Source organism: Acinetobacter sp. (assembly GCF_036659555.1).
Taxonomy (GTDB): domain Bacteria; phylum Pseudomonadota; class Gammaproteobacteria; order Pseudomonadales; family Moraxellaceae; genus Acinetobacter.
Map to the genome: position 1 here is coordinate 1 of NZ_JAVXCI010000070.1, position 17,798 is coordinate 17,798.

The window sequence follows — 17,798 nt, forward strand, 5'->3', positions numbered from 1 at the left end:
AAGGGGTCGGGAGTTCGAATCTCTCTGAGCGCACCAACTTGAACAATCAACCGCTTTTACAGCGGTTTTTTTGTGCCTGAAATTCGGCGCCTGCAGCAGGGCGCGGCATTCAAGGCCGCGCGGGAGAACAGCCTGGGCATAGGCTTGCGTGGAGCTGTCATAAGATGGATTAATAAGCGCTGAATCGGCCAGCGCGCAGGATCAGCCTGCAGATTTGCCGGTAAAATCGCCACTCAAGGCGAAGTTTGGCCAAATACTAGGCATTCAATCAGATTTAGATGAATCGCCTCTTAACAAACTGAAAAAATCACGTATAATGCACCTCATCAAGACGTCGCGCTCATAGCTCAGCTGGATAGAGCACTTGGCTACGAACTAAGGGGTCGGGAGTTCGAATCTCTCTGAGCGCACCAACTTGATCAAGTCTTAAAAACCGCACATTGATGCGGTTTTTTTGCGTCTGGGCCATGGAAAATAAATATAAATTTCCGGCCGGCGCGTTTTCGCCGCGGCCTGTTTCCCGGCGCTTTCCGGCAGCGGCGCCCGCGCCGGGCATACGCGCTGAAATTGGAAAAAGAATAAGGGAAATGCGCAATCTGGTGTAGTATTCAGCTTAATTTATATGAATTATGTACTGATAAGCATATGTCTGACACTCAACCTGCATTATCGCTGCGCTATTTTCTGAATCTGGAAGAGTCGCAGGACGGCTTTGCCTTGGCGACGTTTGGCAAAAAGCAGTTTACCCGCTTTGTCACGCCTGTCATCAGCCTGGCGATTATCGGCTGGGGCTTTTATCTGGGCTTCAATGGCGTTGGCCGCTACTATGTGGCGCTGGGCGCTTTCTTCCTGATCATGCAGCTTTTAATGCGCTACTGGTTCCTGCCGATGATGTTCAAGCGCCAGTTTGTCAAATATCAATTCGGCAAAAGCGAGCAGGGCATTGACCTGTATCAGGATCATGGCGAACTGCATGCCAATGGCCGCAAAAATACCTTCAATTATGCCGAAGTCGCCAATTTCGCCTCCGGCAAGCTGACCTATATGCTGGAAATGAAAAACCGCACTGTGGTGATTGTGCCGAAGCGCGCATTTGCAAACGCCGCCGATCAGGCCATATTTGAAAACACATTTAAAAAGTAAGCCGAGCTAAGGCGGGAAGGGAAGATCATGAGCGCACGTCCATCAAAAATTGTCTGCGTTGGCCGCAGCTATGCAGACCATGCCAGAGAACTGGGCAATGCCGTGCCGGACCGCCCGGTTTTATTTATTAAGCCGCCCAGCGCTTTAAGCCCGCTGCAAGACGGCATTGCATGGAACACGGCCTTAGGCAGCTGCCATTATGAATGTGAGCTGTCTTTGCGCATTGACTATCCGCTCAGGGCTGAAACTGATCCGCTCAAAGCTTTACAAGCTGTAGGCGCGGTGACTTTGGGCCTGGATTTGACCCTGCGCGATCTGCAGGATGAGCTGAAGACAAAAGGCCAGCCGTGGGAACGTGCCAAAGCCTATGACGGCTCATGCATGCTGGCGGACTGGATTGCTGCTGATGACGCAGTGAATGACTGGAATAATGTGCATTACACCCTGCATGTAAATGATGCGCTGCGCCAAAAAGGCGATACATCGCATTTGATTTTTGCTATCGGCGCGCTGCTGGCGGACATCAGTCAAGTCTTTACTTTGGAAGCCGGCGATGTGGTGATGACCGGCACCCCGGCAGGCGTAGCTGCGCTGCAGTCCGGCGATCAGCTGAAGATGACGCTGCAAGGCAAGGCGCAGGACTATGTCTGGAATACTTTTGTAAAGTAAGCGGCGAATGGCGGAAAAGGACTGCAATGCTGCAGTCCTTTTTTATGCCGAATGGCTGCGCTGCCAGATAGCGTTCACTGCGCAGCTGCGCTGTCAGCGCCGTCCATATTCCGCCTGTCATTTTCATTGCTGTCCTGCATGTCAAATGGGCTGGCCTGATCTGCGTCAATGCCGGAAGAACGGTTTCTTGCAGCGCCATTGAACATATTTTCATATTCTTTGGGCGTGAGGTAAATCTGATTGCGGCCTGAAATTGTATTTTTTTCGCTGATATAGGCGCCCGAAGTATTCCAGGCGCGCGGTGTTTTAACCTGATTTTTATCAATATGGTACAGATAGGCATTATAGCTGCCGGCAGTTAGGTAAAAAGGCGGATAAGGGGCGGCATGGCCGTAAATTGTATTTTTGGATCTGTGATGCGCCATGACTGCGCCGCGCCGCAAGCGCTCCTGAAAAACTTTTTGAGCCAGTAAGCAGCCTTGCCGGGCAGAGCGCTCATACCAGCGCATTGCCAGATGCGGGTCTTCAATCAGCCCCAATCCCATGTCATGCATCCATGCCGTTGCATATTGCGCCTGCGCGTCACCCTGCCTGGCCTGCAGGTAAATCCAGCTGGCCAGCAGGCTGTTGCCTTTATCCAGCTGTTCAGAAAGGAAAAGCTCTGCCTCCACATTGCCTTGCAGCGCCTGCCGGCGCAGCCATTGAAAGGCATCGGTATTGCCTTGAAGGGCAGCTTTCTGGCGCCAGTGCAGGCTTTGCCCGGCATTTTTTTCTGTGCCTTTGCCTTGATCATAGTATTGCCCCAGCTGTACTTGCGCCGCGGCGCTGCCGGATTCCGCCGCTTTCAAGGCGGACTGAAAGGCTTTCTCATCCGCTGAACTGCAGCCTGTAAACAGTGCGCTGCTGAGGCAAAGCAGGAATAAGGCGGATGCTGTAATTTTCATTGCCGTGACTGTTTTTAGATTTATATTTGCACATCATATACAGTCTGCTTTTAGAGTAAATACAGGCAGAGATAATTCTTCGGACGGCTTTCAAGGCAGCAACAGGCGCCTGCAGAACGGCTCAGGGATGCGCATTGATTGTTCAGCGATGGCCGGCCTGCGCCATTTTTCAGCCTGATGCTGAGGCGGCTTGAATTGCTGGAAAAATAATATAAATGGCCGGCCTTTAATGCTGTATTTTGCAGCCGGCAAAGTGCTAAGGTGGCTTTTTGGATTGGCTGAGTAAGCGTTGTGCAAGTACGTCAGGCGCTGGATGCAAAAGCATCCGGCATTATGTTTTTCCTGTGCATTCTCTGGGGCCTGCAGCAGGTGGTGATTAAGCTGGCGGCTGCCGATATCGCGCCGATCATGCAGATGGCGCTGCGTTCAGGGCTGTCTGCATTGCTGGTCTTTCCGCTGATTAAGCTGGCCAAGGGGCAGTCGCTGTGGGGCCGGCCATACTGGTTTTCAGGCGGCTTAGTAGCGCTGCTGTTCGCCGCCGAGTTCTGCCTGATCGGGGAAGCCCTGCGCTTTACCTCTGCATCGCATACCGTGGTGCTGCTGTATACCGCGCCGATTTTTGTCGCGCTGGGCCTGCACTGCAAATTGCCCGCGGAGCGCTTAACTGGACTGCAGTGGTGCGGGATATTGACCGCATTTTCAGGCATTGTGGTGACTTTTTTAGGGCGCGGTGCAAGCGGCGCGCAGGATCTCAGCGCAATGCTTTGGGGTGATCTGCTGGCTTTAGGCGCTGGAATGCTTTGGGCATCCACCACCATCGCCGTGCGCCTGAGCAATCTGTCGGAAGCGCCCGCCACGCAAACCCTGTTTTACCAGTTGCTGGGCGGTTTTGCATTTCTTTTGCCGATGGCGTTTATGCTGGGGCAAAGCGCGGTTCACTGGACCGCGCTGACATTCGGCAGCCTGCTGTTTCATGCGGTGCTGATCTCATTCGGCAGCTATCTGCTCTGGTTTTGGCTGCTGAAGCACTATTTGGCGTCGCGCTTAGGCGTTTTTTCCTTTTTGACGCCGCTGTTTGGCATCGCTTTTGGCGTGCTGATTTTAAATGAGCCGGTGGAAAGTGGCTTTATTGCCGGCACTGTTATGGTGATGCTGGGGGTGATTATTGTCAGCTTGTCCGGCCGGATCGGGAAAAAGGCGCCTGCAGCGCAGTAAGCCTGCATGCGCACCCTGCGGGCCAGTGCAGGCGCGCCTGAGATTTAAAAAAAGCCAGCTGCTTTTTCCGCGGGCTGGCTTTAATTCACTGCGCGGCTTTTGCCTATTGGACGCTTCCGGAGCAATGGCGCTAGTTTTTCTCAAAAATCGCCGACAGCGGAATCGCCAGCTTGGCGGCCAGATAGTCATCCGACTCAATCAGCGCAGGGCCGATTTTTTCCATCCATTGATCATTGGAAAACACATGGCCCAGATCTTTGCGGTGCGGCAGCGGATAAGGCAGCTGCGAATAAAAGCTCCAGAAATCAACCTGCGACAGATTGCGCACCAGAACATAATTGTTGTCATCGGTGCGCATCAGCAGATTCTGCTTTTCCAGCATCAGCACATACGACGGCCAGCGCCCGATTTCTTCGCGCCCCAGCACGTCCAGCGCCTCAGCTTCGGTCACGCTTTGCCCGACCTGCTGCTTCTTATAAAACAGCTCCAGCAAGTCCAGCAGCATAATCACCGGGTGGCGCTTGCGCTGCCGATGGGTGTCGGCATTGAAGGCGGTCAGGGCATAGCTGATTTCCACGCCCAGCAGCACAATATTCCAGGACAGGAAAATCCACAGCAGGAAAATCGGCACGGCGGCGAATGCGCCGTAAATAATTTCATAGCTGGTGAAATTCGACATGACAAAGCCGAACAGGTGCTTCAGCAGCTCAAACAGCGTGGCGCTGAATGCGCCGGCAATCAGGGCGGCTTTCAGCGGCACGGTGCGGTTGGGAATAGTCCAGTTGAGAATGAAAAAGCCCAAAATGGTCAGCGAAAAGGACATGCACCAGAAAATAAAAGCGCCGTTCAGCTCATAGCCGGCAAAATTATTGCTCAGCACGTTGATGGAGGCCGCCGCCGATGAAATCACGAATGCGCTGCCGAGCAGAATCGGCCCCAGCGAAATGATGGTCCAGTAGCGCATAAAGCCTAAAATGCCGCCGCGGGTTTCGCGCACCCGCCAGATGCGGTTAAACACAGTTTCAATGCTGGTCAGCATCATCACCGTGGTCACGAACAGAAACAGCACGCCAATGACCGTTAAATTGCTGGATTTGTCGGTAAATGCGTTCAGCGCCTTGTCAAAAGCAATGGTGGTTTTTGGCAGGAAATTGCTGTAAATCAGCTGCTGCAGCTGCTGGCGCGCCGGCTCCAGCGCCTTAATGGATGAAATAATCACCAGAAAAACCGTCAGCATCGGCACCACGGCAAACAGCGTGGTATAGGTTAAAGAGCCGGCCTGTTCACGGCAGCGGTCGGCTTCAAAACGCCTTATGACAAATAAAACAAACTGAAACCATGTCTTGTCATAAAAGGGAAGTTTTTTTAAGTGTGCTTCGATCATGCGCTAAAGTCTCAATTTTTTTAATCATCTTTCTCAATTTTCACTGCCAAGCTTAACCAAAAAGCCGGAAAAATACCGTATAGTTTTCATTTTTAATGGCATTTATCAAAAATTATGCAGCCTTACGTTCTCGTGCTTTATTACAGCAAATATGGATCGACCAAAGAAATGGCGCATTTGATTGCCGATGGCGCTGAAGCTGCCGGCGTGGCCGTCAAAATCCGCACGGTGCCGGATATCGCCGCTGTGGTGACCGAAGCGGCGCCCAGCATTCCGGCAGCCGGCGATATTTACTGCACTTTGGATGATCTGGCCGGCTGCGCAGGACTGGCGCTGGGTTCGCCGACGCGCTTTGGCAATATGGCGTCAGAAATGAAATACTTTCTAGACCAGACCACCAGCCTCTGGCTGAACGGCGCGCTGCACGGCAAGCCGGCCTGCGTGTTTACCGCATCCGGCTCCATGCATGGCGGGCAGGAAAGCACGCTGCTGAGCATGCTGCCGCCGCTGTTTCACCACGGCATGATGGTGATGGGGCTGAGCAATGCGCAGCCGGCGCTGTCCAATACCAAAACCGGCGGCACGCCGTATGGCGCCAGCCATGTCAGCGGAACGCGCCATGAGCATCCGCTCAGCCAGGATGAAAAGCTCCTCTGCGCGGCGCAGGGCCAGCGTCTGGGCGAAGTGGTGAAAAAGCTGGCCTAAGCCGGCGGATTTTTGCCTGAACAGCGGCTGATGCAGCGCGGGAAATCCAGACGGTTTTCCGCGTTTTTTATGCGCCCGGCTGCCGGATGAGCCGGTAAAGATAATCAAAATTCAATAAAAAATCAGCCGGATAAAGCATGATTCCTGCTGTATTTCAAATACCCAGTTTCAGGGATATAAAATAACTAAGCAATAGATTTAAATACGCTTTCTTTTTAGGCAGAACTTTTTCTGCAGACGGTTATTCCTCTAAATTATCCTGCATATATTGCGTGATTTATTGGAAATTTTATTCTCATTATCCTTGGGGGCTTTGATGCATTCACATCAATTTTTTATGGCTTTGGCGGTTGCTGCGGCTTTAACCGCATCTTCTTTTACTGCGGCGGCAGCGGTTGTACATACGCTTGATTTTCCTGCAGCCAAAGCGGATCAGGACGGTAGCGCGCAGCAAAACACCGTCAAGGCGCAGTCAAAGCCGGTTTCCGGCATCGCCAATTAAGCGGGGCAGCAAGGCGGGATCAGCTTCCTGCCTTGCTTATGCTGAAACGGCGCATTGTGCGCTGTTTTTATTTTCCGTCTTTTGCGGCGGCTTCAGGCTTTGCATTGAAGCGGTATTTGCATTTTTGGCACTGATAGTCCAGAAAGATATTCTGGTCGACAATCACGCCAGCTTTTTTGCCAAAGCGGTGCCCGAGAAAGCCGCCGGTAATGCCGACACTGATGGCGCCGACAAAAGTGCCGATAGTGCCGCCCATAATGACGCCCAGCGGGCCGGCTGCAGCGCCAATCGCCGCGCCGATGGATGCGCCGGAGGCCGCGCCGCCCACAGTTCCGGCGGCTGTACCGGCAGAGCTGAGCAGCACGCCGCCGATTTTCTGCAGATGCTGTTCATGATTGCGCGCTGCAACTTCGGTTGAGCCGCATTTAGGGCATTGCATAGCCTGCTGCGCTGCGGGATGGTCTGTATTCATGACACTGTCTGGCCTTAATGGAAATGGGGAGGGCTTCAGCTGTATTGTAGCTGGATGATGGCATTTTGCTGAAGATGCGGCAGTGCGCAAATATGGCAATTTTGTAATGATGCTGCAAGTCCTGCCGGATCTTTGGAGCCTAGCCGAAGGCAGGTCATTCGCCAGCGGCCATAAAAAAGAGCGCAATTGCGCTCTTTAAGGTTAGCCGGTGAATCAGTCACGGACAAATTCAACAGTGCCGCTGGCCAAAGATTTCACGCGCGCCAAAGATTCTACGCGGTAGCCTTTTTCAAGCAGGAACTCGCGGCCCGGCTGGAATGATTTTTCAATTACAATGCCAATGCCGACCACTTCAGCATCCGCTTGATGAATTAAGTCAGCTAAGCCTAATGCAGCCTGGCCATTCGCCAGAAAGTCATCAATCACTAAAACTTTGTCAGCTGCGCTGATATGCTTTTTGGAAATCGCAATGGTGCTTTCAATCTGCTTGGTGAAAGAGAACACTTTAGAGCGGTATAAATCATCTTTTAAAGTTAAAGACTGGTATTTGCGTGCAAAAATAACCGGAACGCCCAGCTCTAAACCCGCCATCACCGCTGGCGCAATGCCGGACGCTTCAATGGTAATAATTTTCGTGATGCCTGCATCTTTAAACAGGCGCGCAAATTCTTGGCCAATCTGCTGCATCATCACAGGGTCAATTTGGTGGTTTAAGAAAGAATCGACTTTCAGAACTTCTTCAGACAGAACGATACCTTCAGCTAAGATTTTCTGTTCTAGTGCATGCACGGGAGAATCCTCAAGGGCAGGTGCTTTTTAAAGCAAACGCGTATTTTAAAAAGCACGGGGAAAAATGCAAGCAAAATTGATTAAATCGGTTAATTTACAGGCCCTTTATAGCCGGTCAGCAGCAGCCCGTAAGAGCTTTTCTGGTCCTGATGCGCCATTTTCACCGGCAGATAGTCCAGTTTCGGCGCCAGCCAGAACACGGTTTCACGGCCTGGCTTGTCATGCTTCATCACCACTTTAATGGTGTCAAAGGTGCCGTAAGCGGTTTTGACTTGCTCTGCGCCCTGCTTGACAAACTTGCGCGCCTCAATTTCTTTGGCGTCGGCAATCCAGTAGCCGGATTTTAAATTGCCGGATTTTAAGTCTTCACGCACCTGCAGTTCCGCATTCAGCTCATCCAGCACGCCGCTTTTCCAGGCAAAGGAGCGGGCTTTGTCGTCTTTCTTGGTATTGATGATTTTGGCGCCCGGGTTGAAGCTGATACTCATGGTATTGTTGTGGATCAAAATCTTGCTAGTGCGCTTAAAGCTCTGCGATGTGATGCTGCCGCCGCTGAAGCCGAAATTGCTGGATTCCGTTGCGGAGGCAATGCCGCCTGCCTTGGCGGCGAAAACATAAGTCCAGCCGCTGCCGGCCTTGCTCAAGGTGCGGGTGGCTGAACCCATGTTTTTGCCATTGTAATTAAACTGATAGCTGGCTTGGAACGGACTCATGGCAAAGGCTTGGCTGGCGAAGCCGCTGAACAGCAGCGCAGTAGAAACGCCTGCTGCAATCCCCAAGGTTTTAACTGTAAATGTAGCCATAAGTGATGCTTTCCTGTGAAGTTTTAAGAGGGCAAAATGTTCTTTTTACAATGAATCTTATTATGCGCGCCGATTGTGGAGATGGAAGCGGAAAATCCGCTGCAAATGTATATTTACTGCTGCTTTTTATGCGCTGAACTTCAGTCCGCGCGCAGCCGGTCTATTTTTCTTTCTGCCGGATTGGGGTGACTTCGGTTTCATTCAAATCAGCATCATCCCAGCGCTCCATTTTTTCTGCAGCCATCGTGCTGAACAGGGCCGCCAGATTGACATTGCCCAGCACCACCAGCTCGGCTTCGCGCAGCACCGCATGGTTGACATGCACCTTGCCCAGCGTATCAATAATCGAGCGCTTTTTGCCCAGCCAGCGGTTGAGGTCTAAATGCAGCAGCTCATCCTTGACTTTAATCACCTTCAGCTTTTCCAAAATCATGCCCAGCGGATCATCATTCAGCACTTTCTGGTAAAAGAACAGGGCGCAGCGCACGCCAATTTTATAGAGGAAATTCGGATATTTGGCGTCAATCAGCTGGGTGTCGCCAATCTGCTCAAAGACAATCAGCTGGGTGGTCTTATTCAGCTCCATCTGCACCAGCTTTAAATCCACCGACAGGGTAACGTCCAGGCCGTTATAGCTGAGCGTGGCGTACAGGCGCAGCCAGCCGTCATGCAGGTCAGCATGCAGGTCCTGCAGCATTCTGACATTGTCGGTGACAAAGCGCTGAAAGGTCGCATTCAGAAACACCTGCGACAGAGGAAATTCCCGCTCATCTTCAATAAACCCTTCCGCCTTTTGATACACTTGGCGGATGCGGTGAGAAATACTGGAAATGAGCGATTGCATATCGATGGCGCATCCTGGCAAATAAGCGGGTTAAAATTTTAATCTATCTTGCGGCATGATGTAAAAAATACCGGCTTGCGAGCTTGCAGTTTAGCAAAATTAACTGCAGCATTTTCAGGATTTTGAAGGCGCGCAATCCATTTATTGACGGATTGGCCGCTTTCATGCGGAAAATGAAAATTATGTTTATTTTATGCTCATTTCGAGCGTTTGGGGAAAGCGGCCAACCGCCGCATGAATGCGATGCTGAAAATAATGACCGTTAAGCCGTTAAATCGCGGCTGGTGGAAAGATCCGATTTTTACCGGCGCTGTAGGCTTGGCTGCGGTTTTGCATTTGGCCGTGCTGACCATGCAGTTCGCCATGCCGCAGGAAAGCGAGGTTACGACCAAGGAAATCGCGGTGTCTTTGCGCCCGAGCGACGCCAAAATCGAGCATGCAGATTTCTTGGCGCAGGCGGACCAGCAGGGTTCGGGCAAGTTCCGCGAGCAGCACCGCATATCGGCCGATATGCCGGCGCCGATGCTGGATCAGACCGCAGGCGAGCAGGCGCAGGAAGCGCTGGAAAAGCTGCAGCAGAAGCGCGAACTGAAGTTTGAAGAAAAAGTGCTGATGACCGCGCTGAGCTGGCAGAAGCAGGCGGAAGAAAATCAGCGCAAGAAAACTGCAGATGAAATGCAAAGCCAGTTTCAGGCCAAAGCCGCCATGATTGCCAGCATTGAAGCGCAATACCTGCAGCGCCAGCAGAATTTCAGCCGGCAGCAGAAAATTAAAACCATCGACGGCATTCAGGCCAAGCAGGACAACACCGCGGCCTATATGGAACAATTCCGGCAGAAAGTGGAGTTCTACGGCAACCGCTATTATCCGGACAGCGCCAAGCAGCAGAATCTGGCGGGAGAAGTCCGCCTGATGGTGATTCTGAACCAGAACGGCGGCATCCGAGCCATCCGCTTAATTGAAAGTTCTGGGTACGGCATTCTGGATGAAGCGGCCAAGACATCGGTGCGCAAGGCCGCGCCTTTTGGCGGATTTGACGCCAAAATGAAGGATATTTCGGAGCTGCGGATTGTGCGGACATGGCGCTTCGATCCGGCGGAAGCGGAATTTGAAGTGCATTGATGCAGGCAGATCCGCCTGCTTCCTTTGAATCATAGCTAAATTTTAAAGTCTGTATGACGCATAATTTTCTATAAAATATGATTTCATGAGGTTTTAGCTGCACTAACTATTTCGGCAATTAACGATGCGCTTGCACTGCCTCATTTTTTCTTTAGAAATTTAGATGCCTTTGCGCAGGCAAGTCCCGACTTTGGAAAGACCCAAAGTCGGCAAAAGTCTTTTGTTGCCCATACACGGCATCCTTGCCGTGATGGGCAACGTGCGGCATCCCTGCCGCACGCGCGTATCCAAAGTTTATTTTACTCAAAGGCCTAGAAAACTCGAGGCTGAAGGGATTTTTGCGGAATCGTTCAAGAAAACTTAGCCATCATATAGCTGAGTTTTGAAATCTGTATCACACACAATCTCCCATAAAATATGCTTCATTAGGTTTTGTATGTGACAGCCCCTTAGGTAATTAGCTATATTGAAGCGGTCACTTTACTGGTCCGCCGGCGCATAGCTGCCGTCCTGGCGCCCGTCCGGCCAAGTCACATCCAGGCTTTTTTCCCTGATGTTCAGGCGGGCCGGGAAGATTTCCAGATGCTCAGCATACTGCGGAGCGGCCTTTAAGCCAATGCAGGCGCCATTTTTCCACCATGCGCCTTCCGCATACTGGTCTAAAGATCCAACCGCCAAATACCATTTGAATGTGCCGTCCGGCTTCAGCAGCAGTTCTGAGCCGACCTCCATGATGCCATTCAGATAGTAATGCCCGGCCCAGGCGCTGTCGGCCTGTTTAAATTCAGCGGCTGCGCAGGCGGCTTCATCGCCGGCATGGAGCGGAGCGCTGCAGAGCAGCGCGGAGGCAAGCAGCAGTCTGGAAAGCATCTTTTTCATATTTTTAAGTATCTTGATGAATATTTAAGCGTCCTGCTATTTTTAGCATAAATTAAGCCCGGTCAATCGAAATTAACCGGGCTGATGACTGCGGAGCTTAAAAGTTACTGTTCTGTATAAGGATTTTCAAAGCCCAATTTGGCTAAAATCTGAATTTCCAAAGCTTCCATTTCTTCAGCATCTTCATCTGAAGTTTCATGGTCATAGCCCATGAGGTGCAGCGCGCCGTGCACCAGCATATGGGTGAAATGCTCGATGGGCGTTTTTTGCTGATCGGCAGCTTCCTGCAGCACCACAGGAATGCAAATCACCAAATCGCCAATCGGCAGCGCATCCAGCATGGCCACAACTTCTTCCGGCACATCGCCCGGAAAAGACAGCACATTGGTCGGCTTGTCTTTGCCGCGGTATTCCAGATTCAGCTTATGGCTTTCGTCATTGCCGACACAGGCAATGCCGATTTCGCAGTCTTGATCTATATCAATAAAGCGCAATGATGTTTCAATGACTTTCTTGATGTAGGCGCGTTTTAAGACCAGTTCAGGCGCTTGAAATTCCTGCTGCAGGGAAAGGTTGAGTTTCAAAATGGATCCTTAATACTATTGCAGCCTGCGCAGCTTAATCCTGCGCATCCGCTTTGGCGTCATTGTCGGCAATTAATGCCTCTTGAAGCGCTTTACGCTCAGCGCGGGCTGCAGCGCTGAGGCGCTGCTGCTCGCTGTCCCATCCCTCGTAGGCTTCAACAATTTTCTGCACCAATTGATGGCGCACCACATCGCGGGAATGGAAGCGGGTGATGTGAATTTCTTTAACGTTTTCGATTACGCGCAGGGCATGCGACAGGCCGGACTGCTGTCCGCGCGGCAAGTCGACCTGCGTGACGTCGCCGGTGATGACGGCGCGCGAGCCGAAGCCCAGGCGGGTCAGGAACATTTTCATCTGTTCGGGCGTGGTGTTCTGCGCTTCATCCAGAATCACAAATGCGTGGTTCAGGGTGCGGCCGCGCATATAGGCCAGCGGCGCGACTTCAATCACCTGGCGTTCAATCAGCTTGGCGACTTTTTCAAAGCCGAGCATTTCATACAGGGCGTCATACAGCGGGCGCAGGTAAGGGTCAATTTTCTGGGTTAAATCGCCCGGCAGGAAGCCGAGCTTTTCACCGGCTTCAACCGCAGGCCGCACCAGCAGGATGCGCTGAATTTCGTTGCGCTCCAGCATGTCGACCGCGGCCGCTACGGCAAGGTAAGTTTTGCCCGTGCCGGCAGGGCCGATGCCGAAGGAAATGTCGCTGTTCAGGATGCGCTGCACATAGCGCTTCTGGTTGGCGCCGCGCGGGTTGATGCGGCCCTTGCGGGTCTGCAGCCAGACTTCATCCAGGCCGGTATGCTCCTGGCCTTCCATGTCCTCCTGCAGTTCACGGTCAGTCTGACTGCCTTGAATCATCATATGCAGGGTGTCTGCGCTGATCTGGCTGGAGCTTTCTGATTCTTCATGCAGGCGGTGCAGCAGGCCTTCGGCCCTCTCTACCGCATCAATTCCGCCATCAATAAAAAAGGCGTCGCCCCGATGGGAAATTTTGACTTCTAAACGCTGTTCAATTTGCTTCAAATGACCGTTGTAAGCGCCAAGCATGCTTTGCAAACGGTCAAGGGAAACACCAGGAAATGTTACTGTACGCCGAATCGCTGCAGTCAAGAGAATTCCTTAAAAGTAGTCTTGAGTTCAGTTCTTACATTACGCCACGTCAGGTTCAAGATTCAATAGCTCGCCGTAAACAAAATTCAAAGTTTTAATTTCGGTAATTTCGATTTCCGCGAAGCGTCCAACCCAGGCCGCATCTCCAATAAAGCTGACATAGCGGGTGTTGTCCGCCGTGCCGATCAGGATATTCGGGTCCTTGTCGGAAACGCTCTCCACCAGCACGCGCTGGATGGTGCCGAGCATGGCGTCGGTTTTGTCAATGCTGGAGCGCTTGATCCATTTCTGCACTTTAGACAGGCGCTCTTTTTTCACATCTTCAGGCGTGGTGTCTTCCAGGTCAGAGGCTGGCGTGCCCGGGCGTTTTGAGTAGACAAAGCTGTAGGAATGGTCAAAGTCCATGTCTTTGATGAACTGATAGGTTTCTTCAAAGTGTTCATCAGTTTCGCCCGGAAAGCCGATGATGAAGTCGGAAGACAGGTGCATGTCAGGACGCACTTTGCGCAGCTTGGCAATCTTGTCGATATACACGTCAATGGTGTGGTTGCGCTTCATGGCCTGCAGCACCGCATTGGAGCCGCTTTGCACCGGCAAGTGCAGGTGTGACACCATTTGCGGCAGGTCGCGGTAGCATTGAATCAAATCATCATTGAATTCAAGCGGATGCGAAGTGGTATAGCGCAGGCGGCCAATGCCCGGAATTTCAGCCACTAAGCGCAGCAGGTCGGCAAAAGTGCAGATGCCGCCTTCAAAAGTTTCGCCGCGGTAGCCGTTGACGTTCTGGCCCAAAAGCGAAATCTCACGCACGCCTTTTTCAGCCAGCGTGGCAATTTCCGCCAAGACGTCATCCAATGGGCGGGAAACTTCTTCGCCGCGGGTATACGGCACTACGCAGAATGAGCAGTATTTGGAACAGCCTTCCATAATCGAAACAAAAGCTTTATAGCCTTCCACGCGCGGTTCAGGCAGGAAGTCGAATTTTTCAATATCCGGGAAGGAAATATCCACCAGCTTGATTTTTTCTTTTTTCGGCTTTTCAATCTGATCAAAATGCTGATCCAGCATCTGCGGCAGGCGGTGCAGGGTTTGCGGGCCGAAAATCATGTCGACATAGCTGGCGCGCTTTTGAATGTTGTCGCCTTCCTGCGAAGCCACACAGCCGCCGACGCCGATAATCAGCTCAGGATTCTTTTCTTTCAGCTTGCGCCAGCGCCCCAGTTCCGAAAAGACTTTTTCCTGCGCCTTTTCGCGGATCGAGCAGGTATTCATCAAAAGAATATCGGCGTCTTTCGGGTCTTTGGTCAGCACATAGCCGTGCGAGTCGCCTAAAAGGTCCGCCATACGGTGACTGTCGTACTCATTCATCTGACACCCTTGCGTTTCGATGTACAGTTTCTTTACTGCACTGCCGATGGCTGGGGTGTGCTGTGGCTGGGTAACAGTGTTTTCTGAGGCAGCTTCGGCATCATTCGGAATGAAGGTTTGAACCGTCATGTAGGCTCCTGAAGGATAAAACGGAAAAGTACTAACCCGTGGCTGGATTTTGCTGAGCAAAATGCATGCAGGCTTCGAGGTTAATAGGGATATGGATGAAAGGCGCGTATTTTAGCAGTAATTCGCTATAAACTGACAGCCCAAAACCGCAGGCGCTGGCGATTGATTTGTGAAGCAGAAATATTTGAAAATTAATATTGCCTAATCATGAGGTTACATAACAGAACAGTACTGCTGGCTTAGAATTATTAAACTAGCCCAAAAATGATCAGCAAAATGCACATGCGGCTAAAAGTGAATTAAAGAAGGCAAGTGGATGTTAACTAAAGTCTGGAAACGCAAAAAATATTATCAGCTGCTTGCTTTAGGCGCGGCGTCGGCCTGCGTTTCCGCCTCTGCGTATGCGGCCGATGAACAGTTTAATGAGGCCCTGCGCGCCGCCAATTCCGGCAATATTGCCATGCTGCAGCAGTATCAGTCTGCCATGCAGAACGATGCGCTGGGCTATTATCCAGAATACTGGATTCTGAACAGCAGCCTGGCGTCGCAGCCGGCCGCTCAAATCGCCAGTTTTGCGCAGCGCTACCCGCAGTCGGCGATGGCGGAAAAGCTGGCGGCTGACTATGTCGAAGAAAAAGCCAAGCAGGCTGATTTTGCCGCCGCGCAGCCGCTGCTGCAGTACGTGACCAACCCCGATCAGGCGGAAACCTGCGCGGTGGCGCAAGTGCGCGCCAGCTCCGGCGACCCTTTGGTGTATGCGGAATTTAAAGATGTCTGGCTGACGACCAATGCCCAGCCGGAGTCCTGCACAGGGCTGGGGCGCATGATGCTGTCCAGCCCGCTAATGACTGAACAGGACCGCCAGCAGCGCCTTTGGGGCCAGCTGCGCGCCGGACAGTCGGGTCTGGCGATTGCCACTGCGCAAAGCATTCAGATGAACCTGTCGCTGGCGCAGCTGAACAGCATTCAGGTCAACCCGATGAATTACCTCTGGTCTGCGCCGAAAAACAGCAAAGAAGAGCATGCCTATCTGATTTATGCGCTGGGGCGCCTGGCGGACAGCGACTTGAACAGCGCCATGGCGTCAGCCAAGCGGGCAGCCGAGGGTACGCCTGAGGATGTGCAGCGCGCGCTGTACCGCACGGTCGGCTATATCGGCGGCACCACGGTGATGAAAAATAATTTCAGCCGCGAAGTGCTGCAGTTTCTGGACGCCAGCTATGGCCTGCCGTTCAGCCCGGAAGAAGCCGAAATTTATGCGCGCCAAGCCATCCGCTTCAGCGCATGGGAAAGCCTGATCCGCGCCATTGACGGCATGAGCGTGACCCAGCGCCAGGAAGACCGCTGGCAGTACTGGCTGGCGCGCGCCTCTGAACAGCGCAGTGACGCAGCGTCCAAACGGGCTGCGCAGGAGATTTTCAAGCGCCTGGCGCAGGGTGACGACTACCATAACCTGTTGGCCAAAGACCATGTGGGGCAGAGCTACAGCAGCCTGCCGGGCAATACGCAGCCGGGCAATGCCGATGCGCTGCGCCTAAGTCAGGATATTCATTTCAGCCGCGCCTTTGCGCTGCGCAATGTCAATGCGCCGGACAGCTATATTAACCGCGAATGGAACTGGGCTGTACGCCAGGCCTATTTAAAGCAGGATGACGGCCTGCTGCTGGCGGCCGCCAAGCGCGCCACTGACATGGGCTGGTATGACCGCGCCATCTATGCGGCCGACCGCACGGTCAGCAAGCATAATTACAGCCTGCGCTATGCCATGCCGCATCAGCCCTATGTGGTTAGCCACAGCCGCAATGCCGGCATTGACCCGGCCTGGGCCTATGGCCTGATGCGCCAGGAAAGCCGCTTTGTTTCGAATGCGCGCTCGCATGTCGGGGCGGGCGGCTTAATGCAGATCATGCCGGATACCGCGAAACTGGTGGCGCGGCAAATGGGGGAAACCTATAACCCGGCGGCCTTAAGCGACATGAATACCAATATCCGCTACGGCACCTTCTATTTGTCCATGATTCAAAACCAGCTGAGCAGCAGCCCGGTGCTGGCTACGGCAGGCTACAATGCCGGCCCGAACCGCGCGCGGCGCTGGCAGCCGGATGATCAGGGCATCGCCGCTGATCAGTATGCCGAAAGCATTCCGCTAACCGAAACGCGCGACTATGTGAAGCATGTCATGACCAATGCCGCGCATTACGGCATATTGCTGGGGCAGGGCGCGCAGTCCATCGGCAAGCGCATGCAGACCATACCCATGCGGGCGCAGTAGCATTTAAAAAACAGCAGGCTGAATATTTTTATGATTGGGGAATGATTGATGCAGCTGAAATACGGCGGAAATAAGATCAAGCGGCTGGCCCTGCTCCTTGCGGGCTGCGGCGGCTGCCTTGTTTCCGCTGCAGCCTCAGCTGCGCCGGCCGTGCACGGCTATGTGATGAATGTGCAGCTGGTGCCTGCAGTCTGCTCTTTAGACCCGCAAAAGCATAAGAAGCGCAAATGCCTGGAAGGCTATTCGCTGAATATTACCGGTCTCTATCCTGAAACCGGCCAGCAGGACTGCCTAAGCTCCAGTTCGGCCAAGCTGCCGCCGATACAGGCCAAAGTCGTGGCCCGCGTCATGCCGGATGAAAGCGCGCGCAATGCGCTTTGGCATGAAATTGGCGGCTGCGTACCGATGAATTCCAGCCAGTATTTCCGCACCATTATTAATTATGCAGAAAAACTGAAAATACCCGAGGAGCTGACCAGTCAGGAAACCCGCCAGATGCAGGCTGCGGTCCTGCGCAGCAAAATGCTCCGGCTGAACCCCGGTTTGCCGGCGCCGGGCGTGCAGTTCAGCTGCCAGCCGTCCTATGCCGGCAGCATTCTGACCGACCTTAAAATCTGCTACAGAAGCGATGGCAAGTACAAGCAATGCTCAAATAATGTGCTCAGCAGCTGCCCGCCTTCCTTCATCATTAAAGGTTCTTTCTGAACCTTTGCCGGCATTTTATTTATATTTCCTATCATACTTTTGTTGAAAAGCATTCCCTTTTACATGCATCCGCCAAAGTATTGGAGTACAATCTTCCGCGTTTATTATTAGATTAAATGGACTAACTATTTAATCGCATTGAATATCCTCAATTGGAG

18 protein-coding genes and 1 tRNA gene are annotated in these 17,798 nt (G+C 52.6%); 9 read left to right on the forward strand and 10 right to left on the reverse strand.

Features of this window, described 5'->3' with window-relative positions; translation table 11 throughout:
- Positions 1–336 precede the first annotated feature (336 nt).
- The 3 genes from RSA72_RS10250 to RSA72_RS10260 all read left to right on the forward strand — a co-directional run bounded on the left by RSA72_RS10250 (position 337) and on the right by RSA72_RS10260 (position 1,812).
- Positions 337–413, forward strand: a tRNA-Arg gene (locus RSA72_RS10250).
- Positions 414–645: 232 nt separating this feature from the next.
- Positions 646–1,143 (forward strand): YcxB family protein, encoded by a 498-nt coding sequence (locus tag RSA72_RS10255; protein ID WP_332623860.1) that lies wholly within the window; start codon positions 646–648, stop codon positions 1,141–1,143.
- Positions 1,144–1,170: 27 nt separating this feature from the next.
- On the forward strand, positions 1,171–1,812 hold the full coding sequence (locus RSA72_RS10260) for a fumarylacetoacetate hydrolase family protein (RefSeq protein WP_332623863.1): 642 nt from the start codon (positions 1,171–1,173) through the stop codon (positions 1,810–1,812).
- Between the two features lie 74 nt (positions 1,813–1,886).
- Here RSA72_RS10260 and RSA72_RS10265 read toward each other — a convergent pair whose 3' ends face one another.
- On the reverse strand, positions 1,887–2,756 hold the full coding sequence (locus tag RSA72_RS10265; protein WP_332623866.1) for a tetratricopeptide repeat protein: 870 nt from the start codon (positions 2,754–2,756) through the stop codon (positions 1,887–1,889).
- 291 nt (positions 2,757–3,047) lie between these two features.
- On the opposite strand from RSA72_RS10265, the gene RSA72_RS10270 reads away from it, so the two are divergent.
- The gene (locus RSA72_RS10270; RefSeq protein ID WP_332623868.1) at positions 3,048–3,971 is read left to right on the forward strand and encodes a DMT family transporter; all 924 of its coding nucleotides are present in this window, start codon (positions 3,048–3,050) and stop codon (positions 3,969–3,971) included.
- Between the two features lie 130 nt (positions 3,972–4,101).
- Here the strand turns inward: RSA72_RS10270 and RSA72_RS10275 are convergent, their stop codons facing one another.
- Positions 4,102–5,355 (reverse strand): YihY family inner membrane protein, encoded by a 1,254-nt coding sequence (locus RSA72_RS10275; RefSeq protein WP_332623870.1) that lies wholly within the window; start codon positions 5,353–5,355, stop codon positions 4,102–4,104.
- Between the two features lie 114 nt (positions 5,356–5,469).
- Between RSA72_RS10275 and wrbA the strand changes: the two genes are divergently transcribed.
- Both wrbA and RSA72_RS10285 read left to right on the forward strand, forming a co-directional pair.
- Entirely contained in the window at positions 5,470–6,060 is a 591-nt protein-coding gene (gene wrbA, locus RSA72_RS10280) for an NAD(P)H:quinone oxidoreductase (protein ID WP_332623872.1), read from the forward strand.
- Between the two features lie 316 nt (positions 6,061–6,376).
- Complete coding sequence (locus tag RSA72_RS10285) at positions 6,377–6,562, forward strand: hypothetical protein (protein WP_332623874.1); 186 nt, start codon at positions 6,377–6,379, stop codon at positions 6,560–6,562.
- A 67-nt stretch (positions 6,563–6,629) separates the two neighbouring features.
- Here the strand turns inward: RSA72_RS10285 and RSA72_RS10290 are convergent, their stop codons facing one another.
- The 4 genes from RSA72_RS10290 to RSA72_RS10305 form a co-directional block, all read right to left on the reverse strand.
- Complete coding sequence (locus RSA72_RS10290; RefSeq protein WP_332623877.1) at positions 6,630–7,034, reverse strand: hypothetical protein; 405 nt, start codon at positions 7,032–7,034, stop codon at positions 6,630–6,632.
- 213 nt (positions 7,035–7,247) lie between these two features.
- Entirely contained in the window at positions 7,248–7,823 is a 576-nt protein-coding gene (locus RSA72_RS10295) for a xanthine phosphoribosyltransferase (RefSeq protein ID WP_332624510.1), read from the reverse strand.
- Positions 7,824–7,912: 89 nt separating this feature from the next.
- Positions 7,913–8,626 carry a DUF3108 domain-containing protein gene (locus RSA72_RS10300; RefSeq protein WP_332624512.1) on the reverse strand — a complete coding sequence of 238 codons (714 nt, stop codon included), beginning with the start codon at positions 8,624–8,626 and terminating at the stop codon, positions 7,913–7,915.
- A gap of 160 nt (positions 8,627–8,786) precedes the next feature.
- Positions 8,787–9,470 carry a hypothetical protein gene (locus RSA72_RS10305; protein ID WP_332624513.1) on the reverse strand — a complete coding sequence of 228 codons (684 nt, stop codon included), beginning with the start codon at positions 9,468–9,470 and terminating at the stop codon, positions 8,787–8,789.
- A 255-nt stretch (positions 9,471–9,725) separates the two neighbouring features.
- On the opposite strand from RSA72_RS10305, the gene RSA72_RS10310 reads away from it, so the two are divergent.
- Entirely contained in the window at positions 9,726–10,592 is an 867-nt protein-coding gene (locus RSA72_RS10310) for an energy transducer TonB (protein ID WP_332624514.1), read from the forward strand.
- A gap of 480 nt (positions 10,593–11,072) precedes the next feature.
- On the opposite strand, the gene RSA72_RS10315 is transcribed toward RSA72_RS10310, so the two are convergent.
- From RSA72_RS10315 to miaB, 4 genes are all read right to left on the reverse strand, one after another.
- Positions 11,073–11,471, reverse strand: coding sequence for a hypothetical protein (locus RSA72_RS10315; protein ID WP_332623796.1), 399 nt, complete (start codon positions 11,469–11,471; stop codon positions 11,073–11,075).
- A 104-nt stretch (positions 11,472–11,575) separates the two neighbouring features.
- Positions 11,576–12,055, reverse strand: a complete 480-nt coding sequence (gene ybeY, locus RSA72_RS10320; protein WP_332623797.1) for an rRNA maturation RNase YbeY — start codon at positions 12,053–12,055, stop codon at positions 11,576–11,578.
- A gap of 34 nt (positions 12,056–12,089) precedes the next feature.
- Positions 12,090–13,166 (reverse strand): PhoH family protein, encoded by a 1,077-nt coding sequence (locus RSA72_RS10325; protein WP_332623799.1) that lies wholly within the window; start codon positions 13,164–13,166, stop codon positions 12,090–12,092.
- A gap of 39 nt (positions 13,167–13,205) precedes the next feature.
- On the reverse strand, positions 13,206–14,663 hold the full coding sequence (miaB, locus tag RSA72_RS10330) for a tRNA (N6-isopentenyl adenosine(37)-C2)-methylthiotransferase MiaB (protein ID WP_332623800.1): 1,458 nt from the start codon (positions 14,661–14,663) through the stop codon (positions 13,206–13,208).
- Positions 14,664–14,979: 316 nt separating this feature from the next.
- Between miaB and RSA72_RS10335 the strand changes: the two genes are divergently transcribed.
- Both RSA72_RS10335 and RSA72_RS10340 read left to right on the forward strand, forming a co-directional pair.
- Positions 14,980–16,935: a lytic transglycosylase domain-containing protein gene (locus RSA72_RS10335; protein WP_332623801.1), complete on the forward strand. Its 1,956-nt coding sequence runs from the start codon at positions 14,980–14,982 to the stop codon at positions 16,933–16,935.
- Positions 16,936–16,983: 48 nt separating this feature from the next.
- Positions 16,984–17,640, forward strand: a complete 657-nt coding sequence (locus RSA72_RS10340; RefSeq protein ID WP_332623802.1) for a ribonuclease T2 family protein — start codon at positions 16,984–16,986, stop codon at positions 17,638–17,640.
- Positions 17,641–17,798 lie beyond the last annotated feature (158 nt).

Excerpts from the sequence above, each read along its gene's own strand:
- wrbA (WP_332623872.1), top strand. The coding sequence starts at position 5,470 with ATGCAGCCTTACGTTCTCGTGCTTTATTACAGCAAATATGGATCGACC.
- RSA72_RS10260 (WP_332623863.1), top strand. The coding sequence starts at position 1,171 with ATGAGCGCACGTCCATCAAAAATTGTCTGCGTTGGCCGCAGCTATGCA.
- RSA72_RS10285 (WP_332623874.1), top strand. The coding sequence starts at position 6,377 with ATGCATTCACATCAATTTTTTATGGCTTTGGCGGTTGCTGCGGCTTTA.
- miaB (WP_332623800.1), bottom strand. The coding sequence starts at position 14,663 with ATGACGGTTCAAACCTTCATTCCGAATGATGCCGAAGCTGCCTCAGAA.
- RSA72_RS10305 (WP_332624513.1), bottom strand. The coding sequence starts at position 9,470 with ATGCAATCGCTCATTTCCAGTATTTCTCACCGCATCCGCCAAGTGTAT.
- RSA72_RS10315 (WP_332623796.1), bottom strand. The coding sequence starts at position 11,471 with ATGAAAAAGATGCTTTCCAGACTGCTGCTTGCCTCCGCGCTGCTCTGC.
- RSA72_RS10310 (WP_332624514.1), top strand. The coding sequence starts at position 9,726 with ATGACCGTTAAGCCGTTAAATCGCGGCTGGTGGAAAGATCCGATTTTT.
- RSA72_RS10265 (WP_332623866.1), bottom strand. The coding sequence starts at position 2,756 with ATGAAAATTACAGCATCCGCCTTATTCCTGCTTTGCCTCAGCAGCGCA.
- RSA72_RS10300 (WP_332624512.1), bottom strand. The coding sequence starts at position 8,626 with ATGGCTACATTTACAGTTAAAACCTTGGGGATTGCAGCAGGCGTTTCT.
- RSA72_RS10335 (WP_332623801.1), top strand. The coding sequence starts at position 14,980 with ATGTTAACTAAAGTCTGGAAACGCAAAAAATATTATCAGCTGCTTGCT.
- RSA72_RS10340 (WP_332623802.1), top strand. The coding sequence starts at position 16,984 with ATGCAGCTGAAATACGGCGGAAATAAGATCAAGCGGCTGGCCCTGCTC.
- RSA72_RS10275 (WP_332623870.1), bottom strand. The coding sequence starts at position 5,355 with ATGATCGAAGCACACTTAAAAAAACTTCCCTTTTATGACAAGACATGG.
- RSA72_RS10255 (WP_332623860.1), top strand. The coding sequence starts at position 646 with ATGTCTGACACTCAACCTGCATTATCGCTGCGCTATTTTCTGAATCTG.
- RSA72_RS10290 (WP_332623877.1), bottom strand. The coding sequence starts at position 7,034 with ATGAATACAGACCATCCCGCAGCGCAGCAGGCTATGCAATGCCCTAAA.